Origin of the sequence: Iodidimonas muriae, from assembly GCF_014647255.1 — a bacterium.
Lineage (GTDB): Bacteria > Pseudomonadota > Alphaproteobacteria > Sphingomonadales > Rhodothalassiaceae > Iodidimonas > Iodidimonas muriae.
This window is the reverse complement of sequence record NZ_BMOV01000008.1, coordinates 1-18432: the sequence shown is the minus strand read 5'-3', so window position 1 is coordinate 18432 and position 18432 is coordinate 1. Positions and strand designations below refer to the sequence as shown.

Sequence of the window (18432 nt, the reverse complement as noted above, 5' to 3'; positions counted from 1 at the left end):
AGCGGCTGGCCGTTTTAATCAGTGGCGCAAACGGCGGATCAGGCTGGACGTATCTTGCCGCCCGCCGCCCATGGCCTGCACATCCGCATAGAATTGATCGATCAACGCTGTGGACGGCAAAGACACGCCCATGCGGCGCGCTTCTTTTAAAACGATGGCCAAATCCTTCCGCATCCAATCCACCGCGAATCCGAAATCAAAAGACCCTGCAGCCATGCTGGCCGCCCGATTCTCCATTTGCCAGCTTTGCGCCGCCCCTTTTGAGATCACATCCACCACCGCCGCCACATCAAGTCCGGCGCTTTGGCAAAAATGCAGGGCTTCCGACAGCCCTTGAAGCGTTCCGGCGATGCAGATCTGATTGACCATTTTCGCCGTCTGTCCCGACCCCGCAGGGCCGAGCAGGCGCATCATTTTAGCGTAATTTTCCATAACCGGACGCGCCTGATCGAAATCCGCCTGATCGCCGCCACACATCACGGTCAGTTGCCCCGCCTGCGCCCCGGCCTCTCCGCCCGAAACCGGCGCATCCAAAAATCCGAGTCCCAGCGCTTTGGCTTTGTCATACATGGCCCGCGCCACTTGCGCAGACGCCGTGGTGTGATCGACGAAGACCGCGCCGGGCTTCATAGCCGCAAATGCGCCGGCCTCGCCCACGCAGATGTCTTCCACATCTTTATCCGCCCCCACGCAGGCAAAAACCAGATCGGCCTCACAAACCGCTTGGGCCGGCGTTGCCGCCAGAGCACATCGGGCCTGCCCATATGTTTCCAGCCATTTTTCCGCTTTTTGTGCTGTGCGGTTATAAACGGTGACGGCATAGCCCGCCTGCGCCAGATGGCCTGCCATAGGAAAGCCCATGACACCCAACCCTAAAAATGTCAGCTTATCGGTCATCAGTTTGCCATTCGGTTAAAGCTGGTTGCACAGCATAATCGGATCGGCGCAGGCTAACGGGCTGTGACACATACTGTCCAGACCCGTGAGGGGCAAAAAGCAAGAGACCGGGGAGGAAAGACCATGCGACTGATAGGGAAAATAGCCGCCGCCATTGGTATTTTGGCCATTCTATGTGCGATTTTTGGCTGGGTTTATCTTAGAAGTGCATTGCCCCAAATATCGGGCACGGTCACCTTGGAGGGGCTTAAGGCCGAGGTCAGCATCACCCGCGACCGCCACGGCGTACCACATATTGTTGCGCAAACGCCCGAAGATGCGTTCTTTGCCTTGGGCTATGCCCATGCACAGGATCGGCTATGGCAAATGAGCATGCACCGCCGCATTGCCGCCGGACGCTTGTCTGAAATCGCCGGAGAAGCCACCCTTTCCACCGATGTCTTCCTGCGCACCTTATCGCTTTACGACCGGGCGCGAAAAGCATGGGCTCATCAAACACCACAAGCCCGCGCCGGGATGGTTTCCTATTCCAATGGCGTGAATGCCTTTTTGAACAGCCGCAAAGGGGCGCTGCCGCCGGAATTCCTGCTTACAGGCACAGAGCCGGAGCCCTGGACACCCATTGACAGCTTGAGCTGGCTCAAGGTGATGGCGCTTGATCTGGGCGGTAATTATTGGAGCGAGCTGGCCCGCCTTGATCTGGCCAGCCGCCTTGATACCGACCAGCTTATGGATTTCTTCCCGCCCTATCCCGGTGAAGAAGCCCTCCCCCTGCCCGATCTGGACACACTTTATGATGGGTTGGACCTTGCCCATATTAAAACCGCGCAAACGGATATCGGAAAGCCCAGAGGGCTGGGGTCCAATAATTGGGTTATTTCCGGCGATCACAGCAAAACCGGCATGCCTTTGCTGGCCAATGATCCGCATCTGGGCCTGACCACACCGTCTCTTTGGTATCTGGCCCATATGAATATCGGCGGAGAAAATGTGATCGGGGCCACCATGCCCGGCATTCCCTTTGTGATTTTGGGGCGCAATGACCGGATCGCCTGGGGCTTCACCAATGTCAATCCGGATGTGCAGGATTTATATGTGGAAAAGCTGGTGGATGACGGCACCGCCTATCTGACCCCGGACGGCCCGGCCCCCTTCATCACCCGGGAAGAAACCATCCATATCAAAGATGCCGAACCGAAAGCCATTCTTGTCCGCGAAACACGCCACGGACCGGTGATTTCCGATGGCCGCGCCGATCTGGCAGAAAAAATGCCAAAAAACGCCGTGCTGGCTTTGCGTTGGACCGCGCTGGATGAAGAGGACACTTCGGGGAGCGCTGCGGCGACCCTTTCCAGCGTAAAGAATTATGAGCAGTTCAAAACCGCCCTCCGTCTTTATACGGCACCGGCCCAGAATATTGTATATGCGGATATCGACGGGAATATCGGATATTATGCACCGGGGCGTGTGCCCATCCGCGGGGCAAAAAACGACACCCATGGTCTGGTACCCGCACCGGGCTGGAAGGCTGATTATGACTGGGAAAGCACGATCCCTTATGAGGACATGCCCGAGCGTGAAAATCCCGCCAATGGCGTGATCGTTACCGCCAATGAAAAAATCGTCGGACCGGATTATCCGCATTTTCTTACCAGCGGTTGGGCGCTTCCCTATCGCGGCGACCGCATCCGTGAACTGATCGCCGACACCGGCCCTCATGACAAAGCCAGCATGGCCCGCATCCAGATGGATGTGAAATCCACCGTTGCTGCCGATCTTCTGCCCCTGATGCTGGGCCTTATGGACCAAGAGCAAAAAGCGTTGGATGAAACACAAAAGGATATTCTGGACGCCTTGGGTGCATGGGATTTCGAGATGGCCGCCGACCGACCCGAACCCATGATTTTCACCGCATGGCACCGTGCTCTGGCCAAACGACTCTATGCCGACGAATTGGGCGACAAGTTCGACCGCTATTGGGGGGCGAAAGTGGATTTCCTGAAGATGGCCTTGCTAGGCACCACCAAGGCAAATTGGTGTGATGATATCGGTACATCAGATGATGAAAGCTGCGCAGACAGGGTGCATCTGGCCTTTAACGATGCCCTTGAGGATCTTTCATCGCGGCTGGATCGCACCCCCAGATCATGGCGCGACTGGCAATGGGGCAGCCTTCATCGGGGCGTGCAGGAACACCGCCCCTTCTCCCAGGTGCCGGTTCTTGCCCGGTTTTTCGAAACATCCACGCCGGCGCCGGGCGGTACCTATACGGTGAATGTGGCCGGACCGAGCTTTTCGGCCCCTGATCCCTATGGCTTCACCCATGGCCCCAGCTATCGGGTGGTTTATGATCTGGCCGATCTGGATCGCTCGTCCTACATCATTCCCACCGGACAATCGGGCATTCCCTTTTCAAAGCATTATTCCGACATGATGGACAAATGGCTTCATGGGGATTTCGTCGAAATTTCAACAAATCCCGAAACATATCAATCGGGCGACAAGCTGGTTTTGAAGCGGCAATCTTCCGGTGAAACGGGCGGGGCTTTGCCGTGACCGCCCCTTGATCATAAAGGGAATATTAAGGCTAAAGGCGGATGCTTGCGCTTCGTGAGCAGTGTTGGCGGAGCATTTCGTGGCGAAAAAAGACGATCAAAGACCCATCGTGATCAAAAAGGTCAAGAAAGGGGGCGGCGGCGGTCATCATGGGGGGGCATGGAAAGTCGCCTATGCGGATTTCGTCACGGCAATGATGGCCTTTTTCATGCTTTTATGGCTGCTCAATGTGTCTGATAAGGAAACGCTCGAGGGGTTGGCGGACTATTTTTCGCCCTCCTCTGCCAGCGTGAGCGGCACCTCCGGCTCCGGTAAGCCTTTGGCTGGCACGGTCATTGGATCTCAGGGCGCTTTAGATGCCAGTTCATCCATCACCCAGATCCAAGGGCCGCCGCCTTCGGCGCAAACCGATGCGGACGACCAATCGCAAGCAGAAGACAGCTCCGAAACGCCCAAGGCAGATTTTGCAGATAAACTGCAAGACGGGGCGATGAATGCCCTGGAAGAAACCCTGCGCCAAGCCATTCAGGATTCCCCCGAACTGGCCCAGCATAAAGACCAGGTATTGATCGAACAAACACCGGAAGGCGTGCGAATCCAGATCACCGACAAGGATGGCCGGTCCATGTTCCGCGATAGCACCGCGGATCTGTTTGGCTATGCCCAGCGCCTGATACGGGAAATCGGGGCCATTGTGTCCACCTTGCCCAACCGCATTGCCATTATGGGCCATACCGATGGCGGGACATATGGCGCGGGCAGCGATTACACCAACTGGGAATTATCCGCCGACCGTGCCAATTCCGCACGGCGGGTGCTATCGCGCACCGGTGTCAGCTCTGATCGGTTTTCCGAAGTCACCGGAAAAGCCGCAACGGAACCGCTCTATCCAACAGACACGTTTCGTGCGGAAAATCGTCGCATCACCATTTTGGTGCTCCGCGAAGCCCCTGTGGTTTCCCCCAGAGCCAGTGGTGGTCGTTAAAAACTTGCCCCTCCCTTAAAAACAACTCTCTGGTGCCAGCCCGTTGTGACGCTATACTGTGCGTCTGCCTTTCTTGAGGGCAAAAACGGGGAGCCTTTTTTCGTCTTATGATCGCAGCCGATCCATCCATACAAATGTGGATCACCTTTGCGGTGATCGCCTTCGGCATGGTGCTTTACGCCATTGATCGAATTTCCATGGAACTGTCATCGCTGGCGATCATTGTCGCCTTGCTGATCGTGTTCCAGATTTTCCCGATTGCCGATCCCGCATCCGGCGACCAGGCTGGCTCTGTCAAAGCCTTGATCGCCGGATTTGCCGACCCCGCCCTGATGGCCATTCTCAGCCTTTTGGTCATGGGGCAGGCATTGGTGGTTTCAGGCGCATTGGATGAACCGGTGCGCCGATTGGTGGGGCCCGCGACATCTTCACCGCGTTTGGTCCTGTTTAGTGTTCTGGCTATTGTCTTGCTGTTTTCCGGCTTTTTGAACAACACGCCGGTGGTGGCCATTTTCATCCCCATCCTGAATGCCCTTGCCGGCAAGATGAACATGAACCCCAGCCGGGTGATGATCCCGCTTTCCTATGCAGCCATTCTGGGCGGCAATCTCACCCTTATCGGCTCCAGCGCCAACCTGTTGGTGGCCAGCAGCTATGCCCATATCACCGGAGAAAATCTGGGCTTTTTCACCATCTTTCTTCCCGGCCTGATGCTTGGGGTTGTCGGCTTTATTTATGTGGCCTTCATCGCGCCCCGTTTGCTGACAGACAGAGCCACCATGTCCTCGCAATTCGGCGGGTCCTCCAAGCAATTTCTGGTGCAATTGGAAGTCACCTATGGCGGCGCACTGGAAGGGCTGAAGGCCACCTCCGGCCTGTTCCCCGGCCTGACCGATGTGACCATCCGCTGCATCCGCCGCGATGATGAAGTGCTGTTGCCGCCCTTTCACGATATGTCCTTATTGGCTGGCGATACGCTGGTGGCGGCGGCCACTCGACAAAGCCTGACCCAGATGATGCTGAAATCGCCAGAGCTTTTAAGCGGGGCGTGGCATACCGGCGGCGTGGGCGGTGCTTCCGATAGTGGCGAAGGACCGTTGCCCGGTCGGGAAAGCATGATGGCCGAAGTGATGATCGCCCCGGCCTCGCGGTTGCAAGGCCGTACGCTGGAACAGGTGGGATTTCGCTCTTTGACCAATTGCGTTGTTCTTGGCATCCAGAGACGATCGCGGATGATCCGGTCGCATACGGCGCAATTGGTGTTGGAGCCGGGCGATGTTTTGCTTTTGCTCGGCAGTCGGAACGACATTCATGCTTTGCGCGGCAACCGCGATCTTTTGTTGCTGGAATGGTCTGCCTCGGATTTCCCTGCCGAACGCAATAGCGGCGTGGCCATTGCCATCTTTGCCATAACCATTGCGCTGGCCGCATTCGGTATTCTGCCGATCGCCGTAGCAGCAATGGGCGGGGCGCTGGCCATGATCGGGTCAAGCTGTATCAATATACGGCAAGCCTCCAGAGCCATCGATCAAAAAATCATCATGATCATCGCCGCAGCCCTTGCCATGGGCCATGCGATGGCGGTGACCGGCGGGGCAAATTTTATCGCCGATACTGTCATTGCGCTTTTGGGTGATGCCTCGGCGCTGGTGGTGATTTCCGGCTTTTTCCTGCTGGTGGCGGTCTTGACCAACGTTTTGTCGAACAATGCCACAGCGGTATTGTTCACCCCCATCGCCATTTCCGTGGCACAGCGCATTGGTGTGGAGCCGGAAGTCTTTGTGATTGCCCTGATTTTCGCGTCGAAATGCTCTTTTGCCACCCCCTTTGGCTATCAAACCAATCTGCTGGTGATGGGACCGGGGCATTATCGTTTTCTGGATTTCGTAAGGGCGGGCCTGCCGCTGACCGTGATCATGTGGTTGACCTTCACCGCCATTGCGGCATTCTATTATGGCTTTTGATCCTGTGTCCTCGTCCGGCAAAAGGGAGCATTCATGACCGACCAGTCCATGCAGTTCCCCCGCTTTTACGTAACGGCATCATCGCCCTGCCCGTATCTGGACGGCCATGAAGAACGAAAAGTCTTCACCGAACTCTCCGGAACGAACGCCCACGCCCTGAATGAAGCCCTGTCGAGGGTGGGGTTTCGCCGCAGCCAGTCCGTGGTCTATCGTCCGGCCTGCGATCATTGCAATGCCTGCATTTCCGTTCGGGTTGTAGCCAATGCGTTTCTTCCATCCAAAAGCATGCGCCGCACCAGAAACCGCAATGCGGATCTTCAGATGTTCGAAGAACCGGCCAAAATCACCGACGAACAATTCCAGCTTTTGAAAACCTATCTACAAGACCGGCACGGGGATGGCGGCATGGCGTCTATGGATCAGCAGGAATTTGCCGAAATGGTAGAAAACAGCCCCATCGAAACCATGCTGGTGGAATACCGCCTTCCGCCCAAAGCAGATGATCCTGAAAACACCGAAAATCGCGGACAGCTGGTTGGCGTGGCTCTGACCGATATTTTGTCCGATGGCCTGTCGATGGTTTACAGCTTTTTCAACACCGATATGGCCCGCCGGTCCCTTGGCACCTTTATCATTCTCGATCATATCCAGCGCGCGAAAAGGCGCGGTCTTCGTAATGTGTATCTGGGCTACTGGATCGAAAAAAGCCCGAAAATGGCCTATAAATGCGCGTTCCATCCCCTTGAAAAACTGGGGGCGGAAGGCTGGAAATCCATGTGACAGGACAAGACTTTTCTGTCTTGAACGGCCTTTCACATCCCTTGCACCCGACGCTCACCTGCTTATAGTCAAATCTGTTTTTGCCAGCATAGGGGCGCAACTTTTTTGATGGGTGATTCTGCAAACAAAGGCATAAACCGCCGCACGGCGCTTAAATCGGCGGCAGGCTTGGGCGCTGCGGCCACAGGTGCGGGCTTGGCGGCCGGACTGGTCTTGTCCGGACAATCCAAAAACATCAGCCGCTCGGGCCCTGCCCTTCTCGGTCAGGCATCCCGCACCTTGCGTATGGTCACCACATGGCCCAAGAATTTCCCCGGCCTTGGTACCGGAGCTGCGCGGCTAGCCCAACGTATCAGCGATGTTTCGGGCGGCACATTGGCGGTGCAGGTTTATGCTGCGGGGGAATTGGTCCCGGCCCTGTCGGCCTTTGATGCGGTAAGCCAAGGCAAAGCGGATCTTTATCATGGCGCGGAATATTATTGGCAGGGCCGCTCGCCGGCCTTCAATTTTTTCGCCGCCGTTCCCATGGGGCTGACCGCCAGCGAGATGGAAGCATGGATCCGTTTTGGCGGCGGGCAAGCCTTGTGGGATCGCCTCTCGGCGCGGTTCAATATCAAGCCATTCATTGCCGGGAATACCGGCGTGCAAATGGGCGGCTGGTTCAAGCGCCCCGTCGATACTCTGGAAGATTTCCGCGGCTTGCGCATCCGGATGCCGGGGCTGGGCGGTGAAGTGATGCAACGTCTGGGCGCCACCCCCGTCACCAAGGCGGGTGGTGAACTGTTCCAGGCATTGGATCAGGGCAACATCGATGCAACGGAATGGGTTGGCCCGTGGAACGATATGGCCTTTGCCTTCCACACCATCGCCAAATCCTATTATTATCCCGGCATCCACGAACCCGGAACCACATTATCCATGGGGGTCAATCTATCATTATGGAATGATCTGGACGATCGGGAACGGGCGATCATCCAGGAGTCTGCAACGGCAGAATCCCTGACCATGCGGTCGGAATTCGAACATAACAACGCGATGGCTTTGGAACGGTTGATTGAAACAACCGATGTCAAATTACGCCGCTTTTCCGATCCCGTTTTAAAGCGAATGGCCGAAATCAGCGAACAGGTCTTGGCCGAAGTGGCCGCCTCTGATTCCTTCACCGCAGAGGTTTATGACAGCTTCAAAACCGCCCGGCGCAGAGGGGCGCGCTGGGGAGAAATTTCCGAACAAGCCTTTGCCGCCGCCCGTGCTTTTTCCACCAATAGATGACCAGAAAAGAACCATATCCCCGGCTCCATGCCGTCATCAGGTTGCTTGACCGTTTCAATGAAGCCATCGGTCATGCTTTGGGCTGGGCGGCGCTGGCTTTGGTTCTGGTGCAATTCATATTGGTTCTAAGCACCGCTGTTTTTGCACAAGGCTCTATCTGGCTTCAGGAATCACGCCTTTATATCAATGCCCTGATTTTTCTTGGCGGTGCGGGCTATGCGCTTTTGCATGAAGATCATGTGCGGGTAGATCTGTTCTATCGGACAGCCGACCCCGTCGCCCGTTCATGGGTGGATTTTCTGGGCAGCTTTATCTTTCTGATGCCTTTCCTGTTTCTTATCTGGTGGGCCGGCCTTCCTTATGTTTTTGAAAGCATCATCAGTAATGAAGGGTCTTTGGAAACTGGCGGGCTGCCCTTTGTGTATCTTAAAAAAGCTCTGATCCTGATGTTTGCCACCACCCTGAGCCTACAAAGCATTGCCTTGATTTTGCGGGCGGGCCTGCACCTGTTTGATGACAAAAAGGCCACCCTATGAGCAACGCCGGTACCGCCCTTGTCGGCTTTATGTTTCTGGCCCTGCTCGGCTTTTTGCTTACCGGCTTTCCCGTCGCCTTTGTGCTGGGGGGCGTGGCGCTGGTTTTTGCGGTCATCGGCCTTGTGTTCGGGCTTTTGGAACCGGGCTTCATCTTGTTGATGCCGGACCGCATCTATGGCCTGATCCAGAACGAGTTGTTGTTGGCGGTGCCTTTGTTCATCGCCATGGGCGTGATGCTGGAAAAATCGCGCGTGGCAGAAGATTTGCTGGATTCCATGGGACGGCTTTTTGGGCCGGTGCGCGGCGGACTGGGCTTTTCGGTGATGATTGTGGGCGCGCTCTTGGCGGCCTCCACCGGCATTGTGGGGGCCACGGTTGTCACCATGGGAATGATGTCGCTGCCGGTGATGCTCAAGCGCGGCTATGATCCCGCCCTTGCCACCGGGTCCATCGCTGCGGCGGGCACATTGGGACAGATCATTCCGCCTTCAATCGTTTTGATTTTGCTTGGTGATGTGCTGTCCTCTGCCTATCAAGAGGCACAAAGGGATATGGGCATCACCGCGCCCGATGCCGTCTCTGTGGGAGAGTTGTTTGCAGGGGCTTTATTGCCCGGCTTGGGGCTGGTTGGTCTTTATTTGCTCTATCTGATCGCACAGGCGGTTTTTCGTCCCAAATCCAGCCCTGCCATGCCGCCTGCCGATGGTGAGCTGTTCAATCGCCAAATGGTCGGGCGTCTTTTGGGTGCCTTGTTGCCACCGGTTCTTCTGATCATTGCTGTGCTTGGCTCTATTCTTGGCGGCATTGCTACCCCCACCGAAGCGGCGTCCCTCGGCGCTGTGGGAGCAATTTTCCTTGGGGCCGCCCGCCTTGGATCTGGCCGGAACTGGCCCTTGATTTCCGCCATCGCCGCCCTGATTTTGGTATTGGGGCAAAGCGCTCTAATTGGCCCCGCCACCCAAGGCATGCCCCTGATCTTTGCTTTTGGGCTGTGTGCCATTGCCGGATTTGGCCTGCTTTTGGCCCTATGGCGCTTGTGGAAAGCCAAAATTTTGGCCCCTGTGATGCAGTCCACCGTTCGGGTGACGGTGATGATTTACACCATTTTGGTGGGCGCTGCGTTGTTTTCCCTGGTGTTTCGCGGTTTGGGAGGCGATCACAGCATTGAAGCCGCCTTGGCCAATCTGCCCGGTGGGACCACAGGTGCCCTGATCACCGTTATGCTGGTGATGTTCGTCCTTGGCTTCTTCCTCGATTTCATTGAAATCACCTTTGTGGTGGTGCCCATCGTTGCCCCTGTGCTGTTTGTCATGGGGGTAGATCCGGTATGGCTGGGGGTTATGATGGCCATGAATTTGCAAACCAGTTTTCTCACGCCGCCCTTTGGATTTGCCTTATTCTATCTGCGCGGTGTGGCCCCCGATTCCGTCAAGACCGGTGAAATTTACCGCGGGGCATTGCCCTTTGTCGCTATCCAGATCATCGGCTTATTGCTTTTGGCCCTGATCCCGGAATTGGCCACCTGGCTTCCCGCTATGCTTTACAACAATTAACCCAAGATATTGTGGCTGCGTGATATTTTTGACACCTATTTGTCACAAATACGCGATAATATGAGCATATAGGGAGGCAAAAATGCTCAAAATCTTTCGACGCAAGCACACAGATCCGGTCACAGAACCAACCGACGCCCTGGAAGGCGGCGATAGCCTGACGGACATCGTGATCCGTTCGGGACTCACGGCTGTGGAAGCCGAGGCGCTTTTACAACCAAGCGGCACAGCATCTGACCGCCCATCGCTTGATATGGTGCGGGCAGCGCGCAGCGTCGCTTGAAGACGCGGCCTTGGGAAACCTATCGGAACATGGGAATGCTCCTTTGCGTCTTTGGCTTTGCGAGCGCCCGTTTCCCTTTGGATATTTCAAGGCTTAAACCACTATTCGGCAGTGCCTTATGATCGTTCTTTTTACCGATTTCGGCTGGAATGGCCCTTATGTGGGGCAGATGAAAGCGGTTCTTGCCCAGCGCGCCCCGAATATTCCCATTATCGACCTGATGCATGATGCCCCCACCTTTTCTCCGCAAGCCGCCTCCTATCTTTTGGCAAGCCTTGTGGACGATCTGGCGTGGGATGCCGTCATCTGCGCGGTGGTGGACCCCGGTGTGGGCGGCCCACGCCCGCCGGTGATGGTGGAAGCCGATGGACGGAAATTTATCGGCCCCGGCAATGGATTATTTGAAATGGTGCTCCGCCGCGCGCAGGAACATCGTGCGGTCTATCGCCTGACCCGCGCGCCGGTGCGGCTGTCCGCATCCTTTCATGGCCGCGATCTATTTGCCCCTGCCGCCGCCACTTTGGCCATGGGGGAAACGCTGCCCCTAGAGGAATTGAAAGATCCCATGCCCGGCGGCGATTGGCCCGATGATCTGGGCCGCATCATTTATATTGACCATTATGGAAATGCCATGACCGGCATCAATGCGGACCGGTTGGGGGATCGCTGTCTGATGGTGGGGGGCAAGCGCTTGCCGCGGGGGCGCACCTTTACGGATCATCCCCCCGGCATGGCCTTTTGGTACGCCAATTCCTGCGGTTTGGCAGAAATCGCTGTCACCCAGGGAAGTGCCGCACATATGCTTGATCTAGAGCATGGCAGCGCCATTTCGCTTGCCTGAGCCTTGGCTTTAAAAAGCCCCGACGAAACCGCCGGGGCCCATATCTTTCCTAGCCACTAAAACGATTGCTTCTTGGGAAGCCTGTGGGCGGCAGGCGGCCGGAGCCTGCGCGTTTTCCAAGCCACAAGGCGATATCCGGCTCCGTGCGGGTGCGGCCTTGCGTCCCCCCCATAGGCCAGCTCAGCCCTTCCGCAGCATTCAGCAACCGAATGTCGGCCATGCCGCCATCCTTATAACGTTGCAGCATCACACCGCGTCCGCGTGCCATCACCGGCAGTTCTTCCACAGGGAACAGCAAAAGCTTACGGTTCTCGCCAATAATGGCAACGGTATCGCCTTCAACAACCAGACAATGGGTGGCCCGCGCGCCCTTGCCCACATTCATCAATTGCTTGCCGCTACGGGTAGAGGCCACAGCCTTATCCGCCTCGGCCCGAAAGCCCCGCCCTTCCGATGAGGCCAGCAGCAATTCGCTTCCCGCTTTATAGGGCATCAGGGCAACGATCTCTTCTTCCCCATCCAGATCCACCAAAAGCCGCAAGGCCTCTCCATGGCCGCGCCCGCCGGGCAGTTTGTCCGCAGGCAGCGTGTGCATCCGGCCAAGGGACGTGAAGGCGAAAATCTTATCGGTGGTATAGGCATGGAAGCGGAAGCGTTCTTCATCGCCTTCCTTGAAATTCAGCACGCTATCGGGCGCCATATGCCCTTTCAATGCCCGCAACCAGCCACGACGCGAACACACCACCGTCACCGGCTCGCGTTCGATCATCGCTTCCATGGGCACCACATCCAATATCGGAGCTTCACCAAAGCCGGAGCGGCGGCGGCCTTCAATTGTATCGGAACCGAAACGATCTTTTATGCCTGAGAGTTTTTCCCCAACCGATATCCATTGGCGTTCCGATGAAGCCAACAAGCCATTGAGCTGCGCCTGTTCCGCGCTGAGCTTTTCATGCTCGGTACGGATTTCCATTTCTTCCAGCTTGCGCAAAGACCGCAGCCGCATATTCAAAATGGCTTCTGCCTGCACATCATTAAGAGAAAATGTGCGCATCAACTCCGCTTTGGGATGGTCTTCTTCGCGGATAATGCGGATCACTTCATCCAGATTGAGATAGGCCTTGAGATAGCCATCCAGCACCTCAAGCCTATGGGCGATTTTTTCCAGACGATAGCGCGTACGGCGTTTCAAAACATCCAGCTGATGATCCAAAAACGCTTCCAGCGCCTGCCCCAAGGAAAGAACACGCGGCGCACCATCCAGATCAATGACATTGAGATTGAGCGAGGCGCGCACCTCCAGATCGGTGAGCTTGAACAAGCTCTCCATCAGAATCTGCGGTTCCACATTGCGGCTTTTCGGTTCTAGAACCAGCCGGATATCTTCGGTGGATTCATCGCGCACATCCGCCAGAATGGGCAATTTCTTGTCATTGATCAATTCGGCGATTTTCTCGATCAGCTTGGACTTTGCCACCTGATACGGAATTTCCGTGACCACGATCTGCCATGTTCCGTGGCCGATATCTTCCCGTTCCCAGCGGGCACGGGTACGAAAAGCGCCACGCCCCGTGCGATAGGCCTGGGCGATGCTTTCACGGGGTTCCACAATGATACCGCCGGTGGGAAAATCCGGGCCGGGCACCCGATCCACCAATTCTTCATCCGTCACCGGACCGCGCCGCCCCAACCGTGCTTCTATCAGCAATTGCAGGGCATCGATCAGTTCACCGGCATTATGCGGGGGAATGGATGTGGCCATGCCCACCGCAATCCCCGCCGCCCCATTGGCCAACAGATTGGGAAAGGCACCGGGGAACACCACCGGCTCTTCTTCTTCCCCGTCATAGGTACGGCGAAAATCAACGGCATCTTCGTCCAGCCCCTCCATCAAGGTGGCGGCAATAGCGGTCATGCGGGCTTCGGTATAACGCATGGCAGCGGGATTATCGCCATCCACATTGCCGAAATTGCCCTGCCCGTCGATCAGCGGATAACGCACCGCAAAATGCTGGGCCAGCCGCACCAGCGCATCATAAACCGCCTGATCCCCATGGGGATGATATTTACCGATCACATCCCCCACCACGCGGGCGCATTTTTTATAACCGGTGCCGGGGTCCAGCTTCAAAAGCCGCATGGCATATAGCAAGCGGCGATGCACAGGCTTCAAGCCATCGCGCACATCGGGCAATGAGCGGGACATGATCGTTGACAAAGCATAGGCCAGATAACGCTCTGACAATGCGGTGTCGAACGAGGTTTCAATGATATGATCGGATGTGGGTTCTGTACTCATATGCCAACTATAACAGCCTCAAAGCGCATTGCGACAGCCTAAGAATCATATCTCTCAAGCAATTTTTCCAAATCCGTAATATGGGCGACAAAGCCCCTAAAACCGGCCCCGCAACACGGCCCAGAACAGCTTGAGTTGACGGGTCAACGCCCCGCGATCGAAAGGCGCCGCAAAAGGATCATCCCCCGCATGGGCCAAACGATCAAGATAATCGCGGGCCAGCACCGCCAGCAGCATGGGGCTACGCGCCTGGGCAGGATAGCTGCCATTTTGTATTTGGGCTTTACGAATGGCTTTTTGCGCCGCATTGGCAATACGCCGAATGATGGGGATCATGTCCGGTGAGAACTGGCCGCGATAAAGACTTTCAGGAGCAATGCCCGCCTCTTCCAGCGCATCTTTGGGAAGCGTAATGCGCTGCATGGCCGCCTGAAAAGCCAGCGCCCGCAAAATTCCGGTCAAAGCCCAGGCCCGCCCCACAGCATGGGCTGCCGATAAATGCGCATCGTCCCGCGCACCGCACAAAAAAGCGGCCATCCGGTTCAACGCCCCGCCGGTTTGATCCGCATAGGCCAAAAGCCCGTCAAAATCCACCGGGCCTTCATCATAAAGTTCAGCGGCGCGGGCATCGATCAGGTCGATAAACACCGACCGGTCCGGCTTATGGCGTGCCACCAAATCTGCCAAGCCCGCCACCACCGGATGTTTACGCGCAAGGCCGTCATAAATTCCTTCAATGCTTTCGCGCCACCATTGCAGGCGGATTTCTCCCATCATCGGCTCGGACACCCGTTCGCGGGTTTTGCCGATTTCATGGGCGAAGGCATAAAGCGCCGCCAGATCCTCGCGCATATGGGGCGCGGCGAACAGCAATGTCAGCCAGCGATCATGATCGTGGTCACGCACAATTTCAGCACAAGCGCTCAGGCCTTGCGTTTTGGCTTGCGGCACGGCTTCGGTCATTGTGCGTCCTTGCCATCCCGTCGCTGCGCTTCGGACAAATAGACCTGCGCCAATTCCGCATAGCCCAGAACTCCTTGGCGATAAGCGGCGATTTCCGCATCTTCCAGCACCCGAACCCGACGCGCCGGACGGCCCATCCATAATTCTTTTGCGCCAATATATTTACCCGGCGAGAGCAACGACCCCGCCGCCAGCATGCCATCTTCCTCAATCACGCAGCCATCCATCACAATGGATGACAGCCCGACAAAGCTGCGATCTTGCAAGCTGCACCCATGGATCATCGCCATATGCCCGATCAACACATCATTGCCGATATGGGTGGGATGGGTTTTGCGCGACACATGCACCACCGTGCCATCTTGAATATTGCTGCCTTGCCCCACGCGAATGCTGTTCACATCCCCCCGTAAAACGCAATTGAACCAGATAGACGACCCTGCGCCAATTTCCACATCACCAATGATCCGCGCCCCCGGTGCCACATAGACATCATCGGCAAGCTGTGGGCAGATGCCCCGAAACGGCAAAAGCGTGCCACCACCATGATTGGTCATCTGCAAAACAGTCCCGTTCTTAAGAGGATCAAGGGAAAAGCGGTGCCTGCATCAAACCGGTGGTTTCCGGCAGACCCAGCATCAAATTCATATTCTGCACCGCCTGCCCCGATGATCCCTTCACCAGATTATCAATGGCAGCCACAATGATCGCGCGGCCCGGAATACGGTCTTCAAATACATTGAGCACGCATAAATTCGACCCGCGCACATGGCGCGTGGCCGGCGCAACACCGGGGTCCAGCACTCGGACAAAGGGTTCCTTGGCATAACGGTCTGCCAAAATATCGCGCAAATTATCCGCGCTTTGCCCCTTGGCCAAGCGCACATAAATGGTTTCCAGCTCGCCGCGATTCATCGGAACCAAATGCGGTGTAAAGCTCAGCCCCACCTCTTGGCCTGCCCGTTTTGCCAGTTCCTGTTCCATTTCCGGCATATGGCGATGATGACCGATACCGTAGGGGTGCATGGCTTCCGCCACCTCGCAAAACAGCATCGATTCCTTCAAGCTGCGTCCGCCCCCTGTAACCCCCGATTTGGCATCGATAATAATGTCAGATGCGTCGATGGCTTGTGCCCCCACAATCGGTAACAAAGCCAGCAAGGCCGCGGTGGGATAACAGCCCGGACAGGCAACAAGCGCCGCCCCACGTACCGCATCGCGGTTAAATTCCGTCAGCCCATAAACAGCGGCGCTTTGAAATTCCGGAGCCTGATGGGCGCGGCCATACCATGTTTCGTAGCTATCGGGATCTTCAAGGCGGAAATCAGCCGACAGATCAACAATCTTGATATCCCGGCGCACTGCCGACACCAGATCTTCGCGCCGTTCAATCAGCATTTCATCCAGCAAGCTGTGGCCGGTTGCATGCAGCAAGCCCTTCACCACTTCTTGCGTGGTGGCATGCGGCAAGGCGCAAAATACCAGATCCAGATCCAGCGCTGGCCATTCCACCTCATCCAGACCAATCAGATCCGGCAACCCCAGATGCCCAAGATGGGGGAACACGTCGCCCAATGGGCGCCCGGCACTGCGGCCCGCCACCAGCAACGAAATCTCTATATTGGGATGGACGGAAAGAATGCGAACAAGGTCGGCACCGGTATAGCCCGATGCGCCCAAAATACCGATACGGAATGTCTGTGTGCTCATGCCGTGCAGACTATTGCGCTGCAGCGATTTGGACAAGGGAAAGCGCAAGCCCTGCGCGCTTTTTTCCCCAGTCGCATATCATGGCGTGGTTGCGTTGGCCTGCACCCAAAAGCCCAGTTTAAAGATCTGGCGGCAATTCGGCCAGCGCATCTTCCAGTTCAGCAAAGTCTGGCTGATGCTGGGCAGGTACATTGCGCCGCCCGATTTCAACGGAAATCTGTGGGGCATTCCCATGCAAATGCGAAATCAGCACTGTTTTGATGATATTGAAGAACTGGCTTTCTTCATTAAGCACCTGCCCGAAACGCCCCGCAATGGGCGCAACCATCAAATAAGACAGGAAAATTCCCAAGAAGGTGCCAACCAAAGCGCCCCCCACCATCCGCCCGAGCACTTCGACCGGCTCGTTAATGGCGGCCATGGTTTTGATGATCCCCAACACCGCCGCCACGATCCCCACGGCGGGCAAGCCATCGGCCATGGTTTGAAGCGCATGTTGAGGTTCATGCTCTTCTGCATGATGGCGCTCCAGATCCTGATCCATGGCATCTTCCATCTGATGAGGATCTTCGAAATTCATGGTCATCATGCGCAAATAATCGGCGATAAACGCCACCACATGATGATCCGCAGCGATTCTGGGAAAGTTATTGAAGATCTTTGATTCTTCTGGCTTTTCGATATGCTGCTCAATGGCCACCACGCCTTTGGAACGCATGGTTTTGATCAAAACGAACAACAGGCTGAGCAGGTCCACATAATCCTGACGTTTCCATTTTGCGCCTTTGAAGGCCCGCCCCATCCCGCTGAGAGATTTCTTGATCACGCCCATGGAATTGGCGATCACAAACGCCCCGAGCGACCCGCCGAGAATAATCATCAATTCGAATGGCAGTGCGTGAACGATGATCTCCATCTTGCCGCCGGCAAACACATAGCCGCCGAACACCATGAAGAGCACGACCACAAAACCGATAATAAGAAACATGCCCGAATCTGCCTTAAAGATGCCTATCAGAAGATGACCGAGAGCCACCTTCCAAGAGTGGTTCCTGCCGTCACCACTATCAGCAAACAGGCTTAAGAAAGGTTAAATACAAAGGATTCAGGATCAAACTCCAAAGCCCGCCCCGCCTATCCCGAATATTTTTCCGGGCGCTTGGAAAGACTCATCCAACCGCCCGTTCATCGGACGCATAGGAAAAGACAAACTCGTCCAGCGTCATACCGGCGGCCTTCAATTTGTCGTTCAAAAGCCCTTCACCGGCGGCAAGCCCTTCTTTCCGCCCGCCTTGCGCCGCTTCAACGGTGCATAATTCCCGGTACAGTCTGGTCATATCGGTGATGGCCGCACGTTCGGGGGCGCGGCGGTTGGAATGATAACCAACCACCCGGCCAGCCTCGCCAAATGTTGGCGTTACATGGGCAAACACCCAGTAATAATCGCCGTTTTTGGCGCTGTTCTTGATATATGAGAACACCTCTTTCCCGTCACGGATATGATCCCATAGCACTTTGAAAATGGTGCGCGGCATATCCGGATGCCGGATAATATTATGAGGTTTATCAAGCAGTTCCCGCTCCTCATAATCCGCTATGCTTAAAAATGTCCGGTTCGCATACAGGATGCGCCCCTTGGTATCCGTTTTGGAAACGATGATTTCATCCTGAGCAAGAATGCGTTCCGAACCCATCATCATGATTGACCCTTCAATTCATAACAATCTAGGGTCAGGACCTATTAAATTCGGGGATTCCCATTTGTTGTAATACGTGATTCACCATGGCAAAGG

The 18432-nt window shown here is 56.0% G+C and carries 16 protein-coding genes; 9 read left to right on the top strand and 7 right to left on the bottom strand.

Annotated features, from left to right (window positions below):
• Positions 1 to 18: 18 nt before the first annotated feature.
• Complete coding sequence (locus IEX96_RS10905; protein WP_188873921.1) at positions 19 to 897, bottom strand: NAD(P)-dependent oxidoreductase; 879 nt, start codon at positions 895 to 897, stop codon at positions 19 to 21.
• Between the two features lie 123 nt (positions 898 to 1020).
• On the opposite strand from IEX96_RS10905, the gene IEX96_RS10900 reads away from it, so the two are divergent.
• The 9 genes from IEX96_RS10900 (at position 1021) to IEX96_RS10860 (ending at position 11667) form a co-directional block, all read left to right on the top strand.
• Positions 1021 to 3453 (top strand): penicillin acylase family protein, encoded by a 2433-nt coding sequence (locus tag IEX96_RS10900; RefSeq protein ID WP_150005562.1) that lies wholly within the window; start codon positions 1021 to 1023, stop codon positions 3451 to 3453.
• 79 nt (positions 3454 to 3532) lie between these two features.
• Entirely contained in the window at positions 3533 to 4438 is a 906-nt protein-coding gene (locus tag IEX96_RS10895) for a flagellar motor protein MotB (RefSeq protein ID WP_150005561.1), read from the top strand.
• Positions 4439 to 4545: 107 nt separating this feature from the next.
• The gene (locus IEX96_RS10890) at positions 4546 to 6402 is read left to right on the top strand and encodes an SLC13 family permease (RefSeq protein ID WP_150005560.1); all 1857 of its coding nucleotides are present in this window, start codon (positions 4546 to 4548) and stop codon (positions 6400 to 6402) included.
• A 33-nt stretch (positions 6403 to 6435) separates the two neighbouring features.
• Complete coding sequence (locus IEX96_RS10885) at positions 6436 to 7182, top strand: arginyltransferase (RefSeq protein ID WP_150005559.1); 747 nt, start codon at positions 6436 to 6438, stop codon at positions 7180 to 7182.
• 108 nt (positions 7183 to 7290) lie between these two features.
• Entirely contained in the window at positions 7291 to 8454 is a 1164-nt protein-coding gene (locus IEX96_RS10880; RefSeq protein ID WP_229773687.1) for a TRAP transporter substrate-binding protein, read from the top strand.
• 41 nt (positions 8455 to 8495) lie between these two features.
• Positions 8496 to 8990 (top strand): TRAP transporter small permease subunit, encoded by a 495-nt coding sequence (locus IEX96_RS10875; RefSeq protein ID WP_229773686.1) that lies wholly within the window; start codon positions 8496 to 8498, stop codon positions 8988 to 8990.
• Positions 8987 to 10543 (top strand): TRAP transporter large permease, encoded by a 1557-nt coding sequence (locus tag IEX96_RS10870; RefSeq protein WP_150005557.1) that lies wholly within the window; start codon positions 8987 to 8989, stop codon positions 10541 to 10543. The genes IEX96_RS10875 and IEX96_RS10870 overlap by 4 nt, the downstream gene beginning before the upstream one ends.
• A gap of 82 nt (positions 10544 to 10625) precedes the next feature.
• Entirely contained in the window at positions 10626 to 10826 is a 201-nt protein-coding gene (locus IEX96_RS10865) for a hypothetical protein (protein WP_150005556.1), read from the top strand.
• A 118-nt stretch (positions 10827 to 10944) separates the two neighbouring features.
• The gene (locus IEX96_RS10860) at positions 10945 to 11667 is read left to right on the top strand and encodes an SAM hydrolase/SAM-dependent halogenase family protein (protein WP_150005555.1); all 723 of its coding nucleotides are present in this window, start codon (positions 10945 to 10947) and stop codon (positions 11665 to 11667) included.
• 49 nt (positions 11668 to 11716) lie between these two features.
• Here IEX96_RS10860 and parC read toward each other — a convergent pair whose 3' ends face one another.
• The 6 genes from parC to IEX96_RS10830 all read right to left on the bottom strand — a co-directional run bounded on the left by parC (position 11717) and on the right by IEX96_RS10830 (position 18339).
• Positions 11717 to 13966: a DNA topoisomerase IV subunit A gene (gene parC, locus IEX96_RS10855; protein ID WP_188873920.1), complete on the bottom strand. Its 2250-nt coding sequence runs from the start codon at positions 13964 to 13966 to the stop codon at positions 11717 to 11719.
• Between the two features lie 96 nt (positions 13967 to 14062).
• Positions 14063 to 14929 (bottom strand): phytoene/squalene synthase family protein, encoded by an 867-nt coding sequence (locus tag IEX96_RS10850; RefSeq protein WP_150005554.1) that lies wholly within the window; start codon positions 14927 to 14929, stop codon positions 14063 to 14065.
• Entirely contained in the window at positions 14926 to 15486 is a 561-nt protein-coding gene (locus IEX96_RS10845) for a gamma carbonic anhydrase family protein (protein ID WP_150005553.1), read from the bottom strand. Before IEX96_RS10845 ends, IEX96_RS10850 begins: the two co-directional genes overlap by 4 nt.
• Before the next feature lie 28 nt (positions 15487 to 15514).
• Complete coding sequence (gene argC, locus IEX96_RS10840) at positions 15515 to 16639, bottom strand: N-acetyl-gamma-glutamyl-phosphate reductase (protein ID WP_188873919.1); 1125 nt, start codon at positions 16637 to 16639, stop codon at positions 15515 to 15517.
• Positions 16640 to 16757: 118 nt separating this feature from the next.
• Positions 16758 to 17627 (bottom strand): flagellar motor stator protein MotA, encoded by an 870-nt coding sequence (gene motA / locus IEX96_RS10835; RefSeq protein WP_150000661.1) that lies wholly within the window; start codon positions 17625 to 17627, stop codon positions 16758 to 16760.
• Positions 17628 to 17808: 181 nt separating this feature from the next.
• Complete coding sequence (locus IEX96_RS10830; protein ID WP_150005552.1) at positions 17809 to 18339, bottom strand: PAS domain-containing protein; 531 nt, start codon at positions 18337 to 18339, stop codon at positions 17809 to 17811.
• Between the last annotated feature and the right edge of the window lie 93 nt (positions 18340 to 18432).

Coding starts and splice junctions, on each gene's coding strand:
- IEX96_RS10905 (WP_188873921.1), bottom strand. CDS start 897: ATGACCGATAAGCTGACATTTTTAGGGTTGGGTGTCATGGGCTTTCCT.
- IEX96_RS10900 (WP_150005562.1), top strand. CDS start 1,021: ATGCGACTGATAGGGAAAATAGCCGCCGCCATTGGTATTTTGGCCATT.
- IEX96_RS10890 (WP_150005560.1), top strand. CDS start 4,546: ATGATCGCAGCCGATCCATCCATACAAATGTGGATCACCTTTGCGGTG.
- IEX96_RS10885 (WP_150005559.1), top strand. CDS start 6,436: ATGACCGACCAGTCCATGCAGTTCCCCCGCTTTTACGTAACGGCATCA.
- IEX96_RS10880 (WP_229773687.1), top strand. CDS start 7,291: ATGGGTGATTCTGCAAACAAAGGCATAAACCGCCGCACGGCGCTTAAA.
- IEX96_RS10870 (WP_150005557.1), top strand. CDS start 8,987: ATGAGCAACGCCGGTACCGCCCTTGTCGGCTTTATGTTTCTGGCCCTG.
- IEX96_RS10865 (WP_150005556.1), top strand. CDS start 10,626: ATGCTCAAAATCTTTCGACGCAAGCACACAGATCCGGTCACAGAACCA.
- IEX96_RS10860 (WP_150005555.1), top strand. CDS start 10,945: ATGATCGTTCTTTTTACCGATTTCGGCTGGAATGGCCCTTATGTGGGG.
- parC (WP_188873920.1), bottom strand. CDS start 13,966: ATGAGTACAGAACCCACATCCGATCATATCATTGAAACCTCGTTCGAC.
- IEX96_RS10850 (WP_150005554.1), bottom strand. CDS start 14,929: ATGACCGAAGCCGTGCCGCAAGCCAAAACGCAAGGCCTGAGCGCTTGT.
- IEX96_RS10845 (WP_150005553.1), bottom strand. CDS start 15,486: ATGACCAATCATGGTGGTGGCACGCTTTTGCCGTTTCGGGGCATCTGC.
- argC (WP_188873919.1), bottom strand. CDS start 16,639: ATGAGCACACAGACATTCCGTATCGGTATTTTGGGCGCATCGGGCTAT.
- motA (WP_150000661.1), bottom strand. CDS start 17,627: ATGTTTCTTATTATCGGTTTTGTGGTCGTGCTCTTCATGGTGTTCGGC.
- IEX96_RS10830 (WP_150005552.1), bottom strand. CDS start 18,339: ATGATGATGGGTTCGGAACGCATTCTTGCTCAGGATGAAATCATCGTT.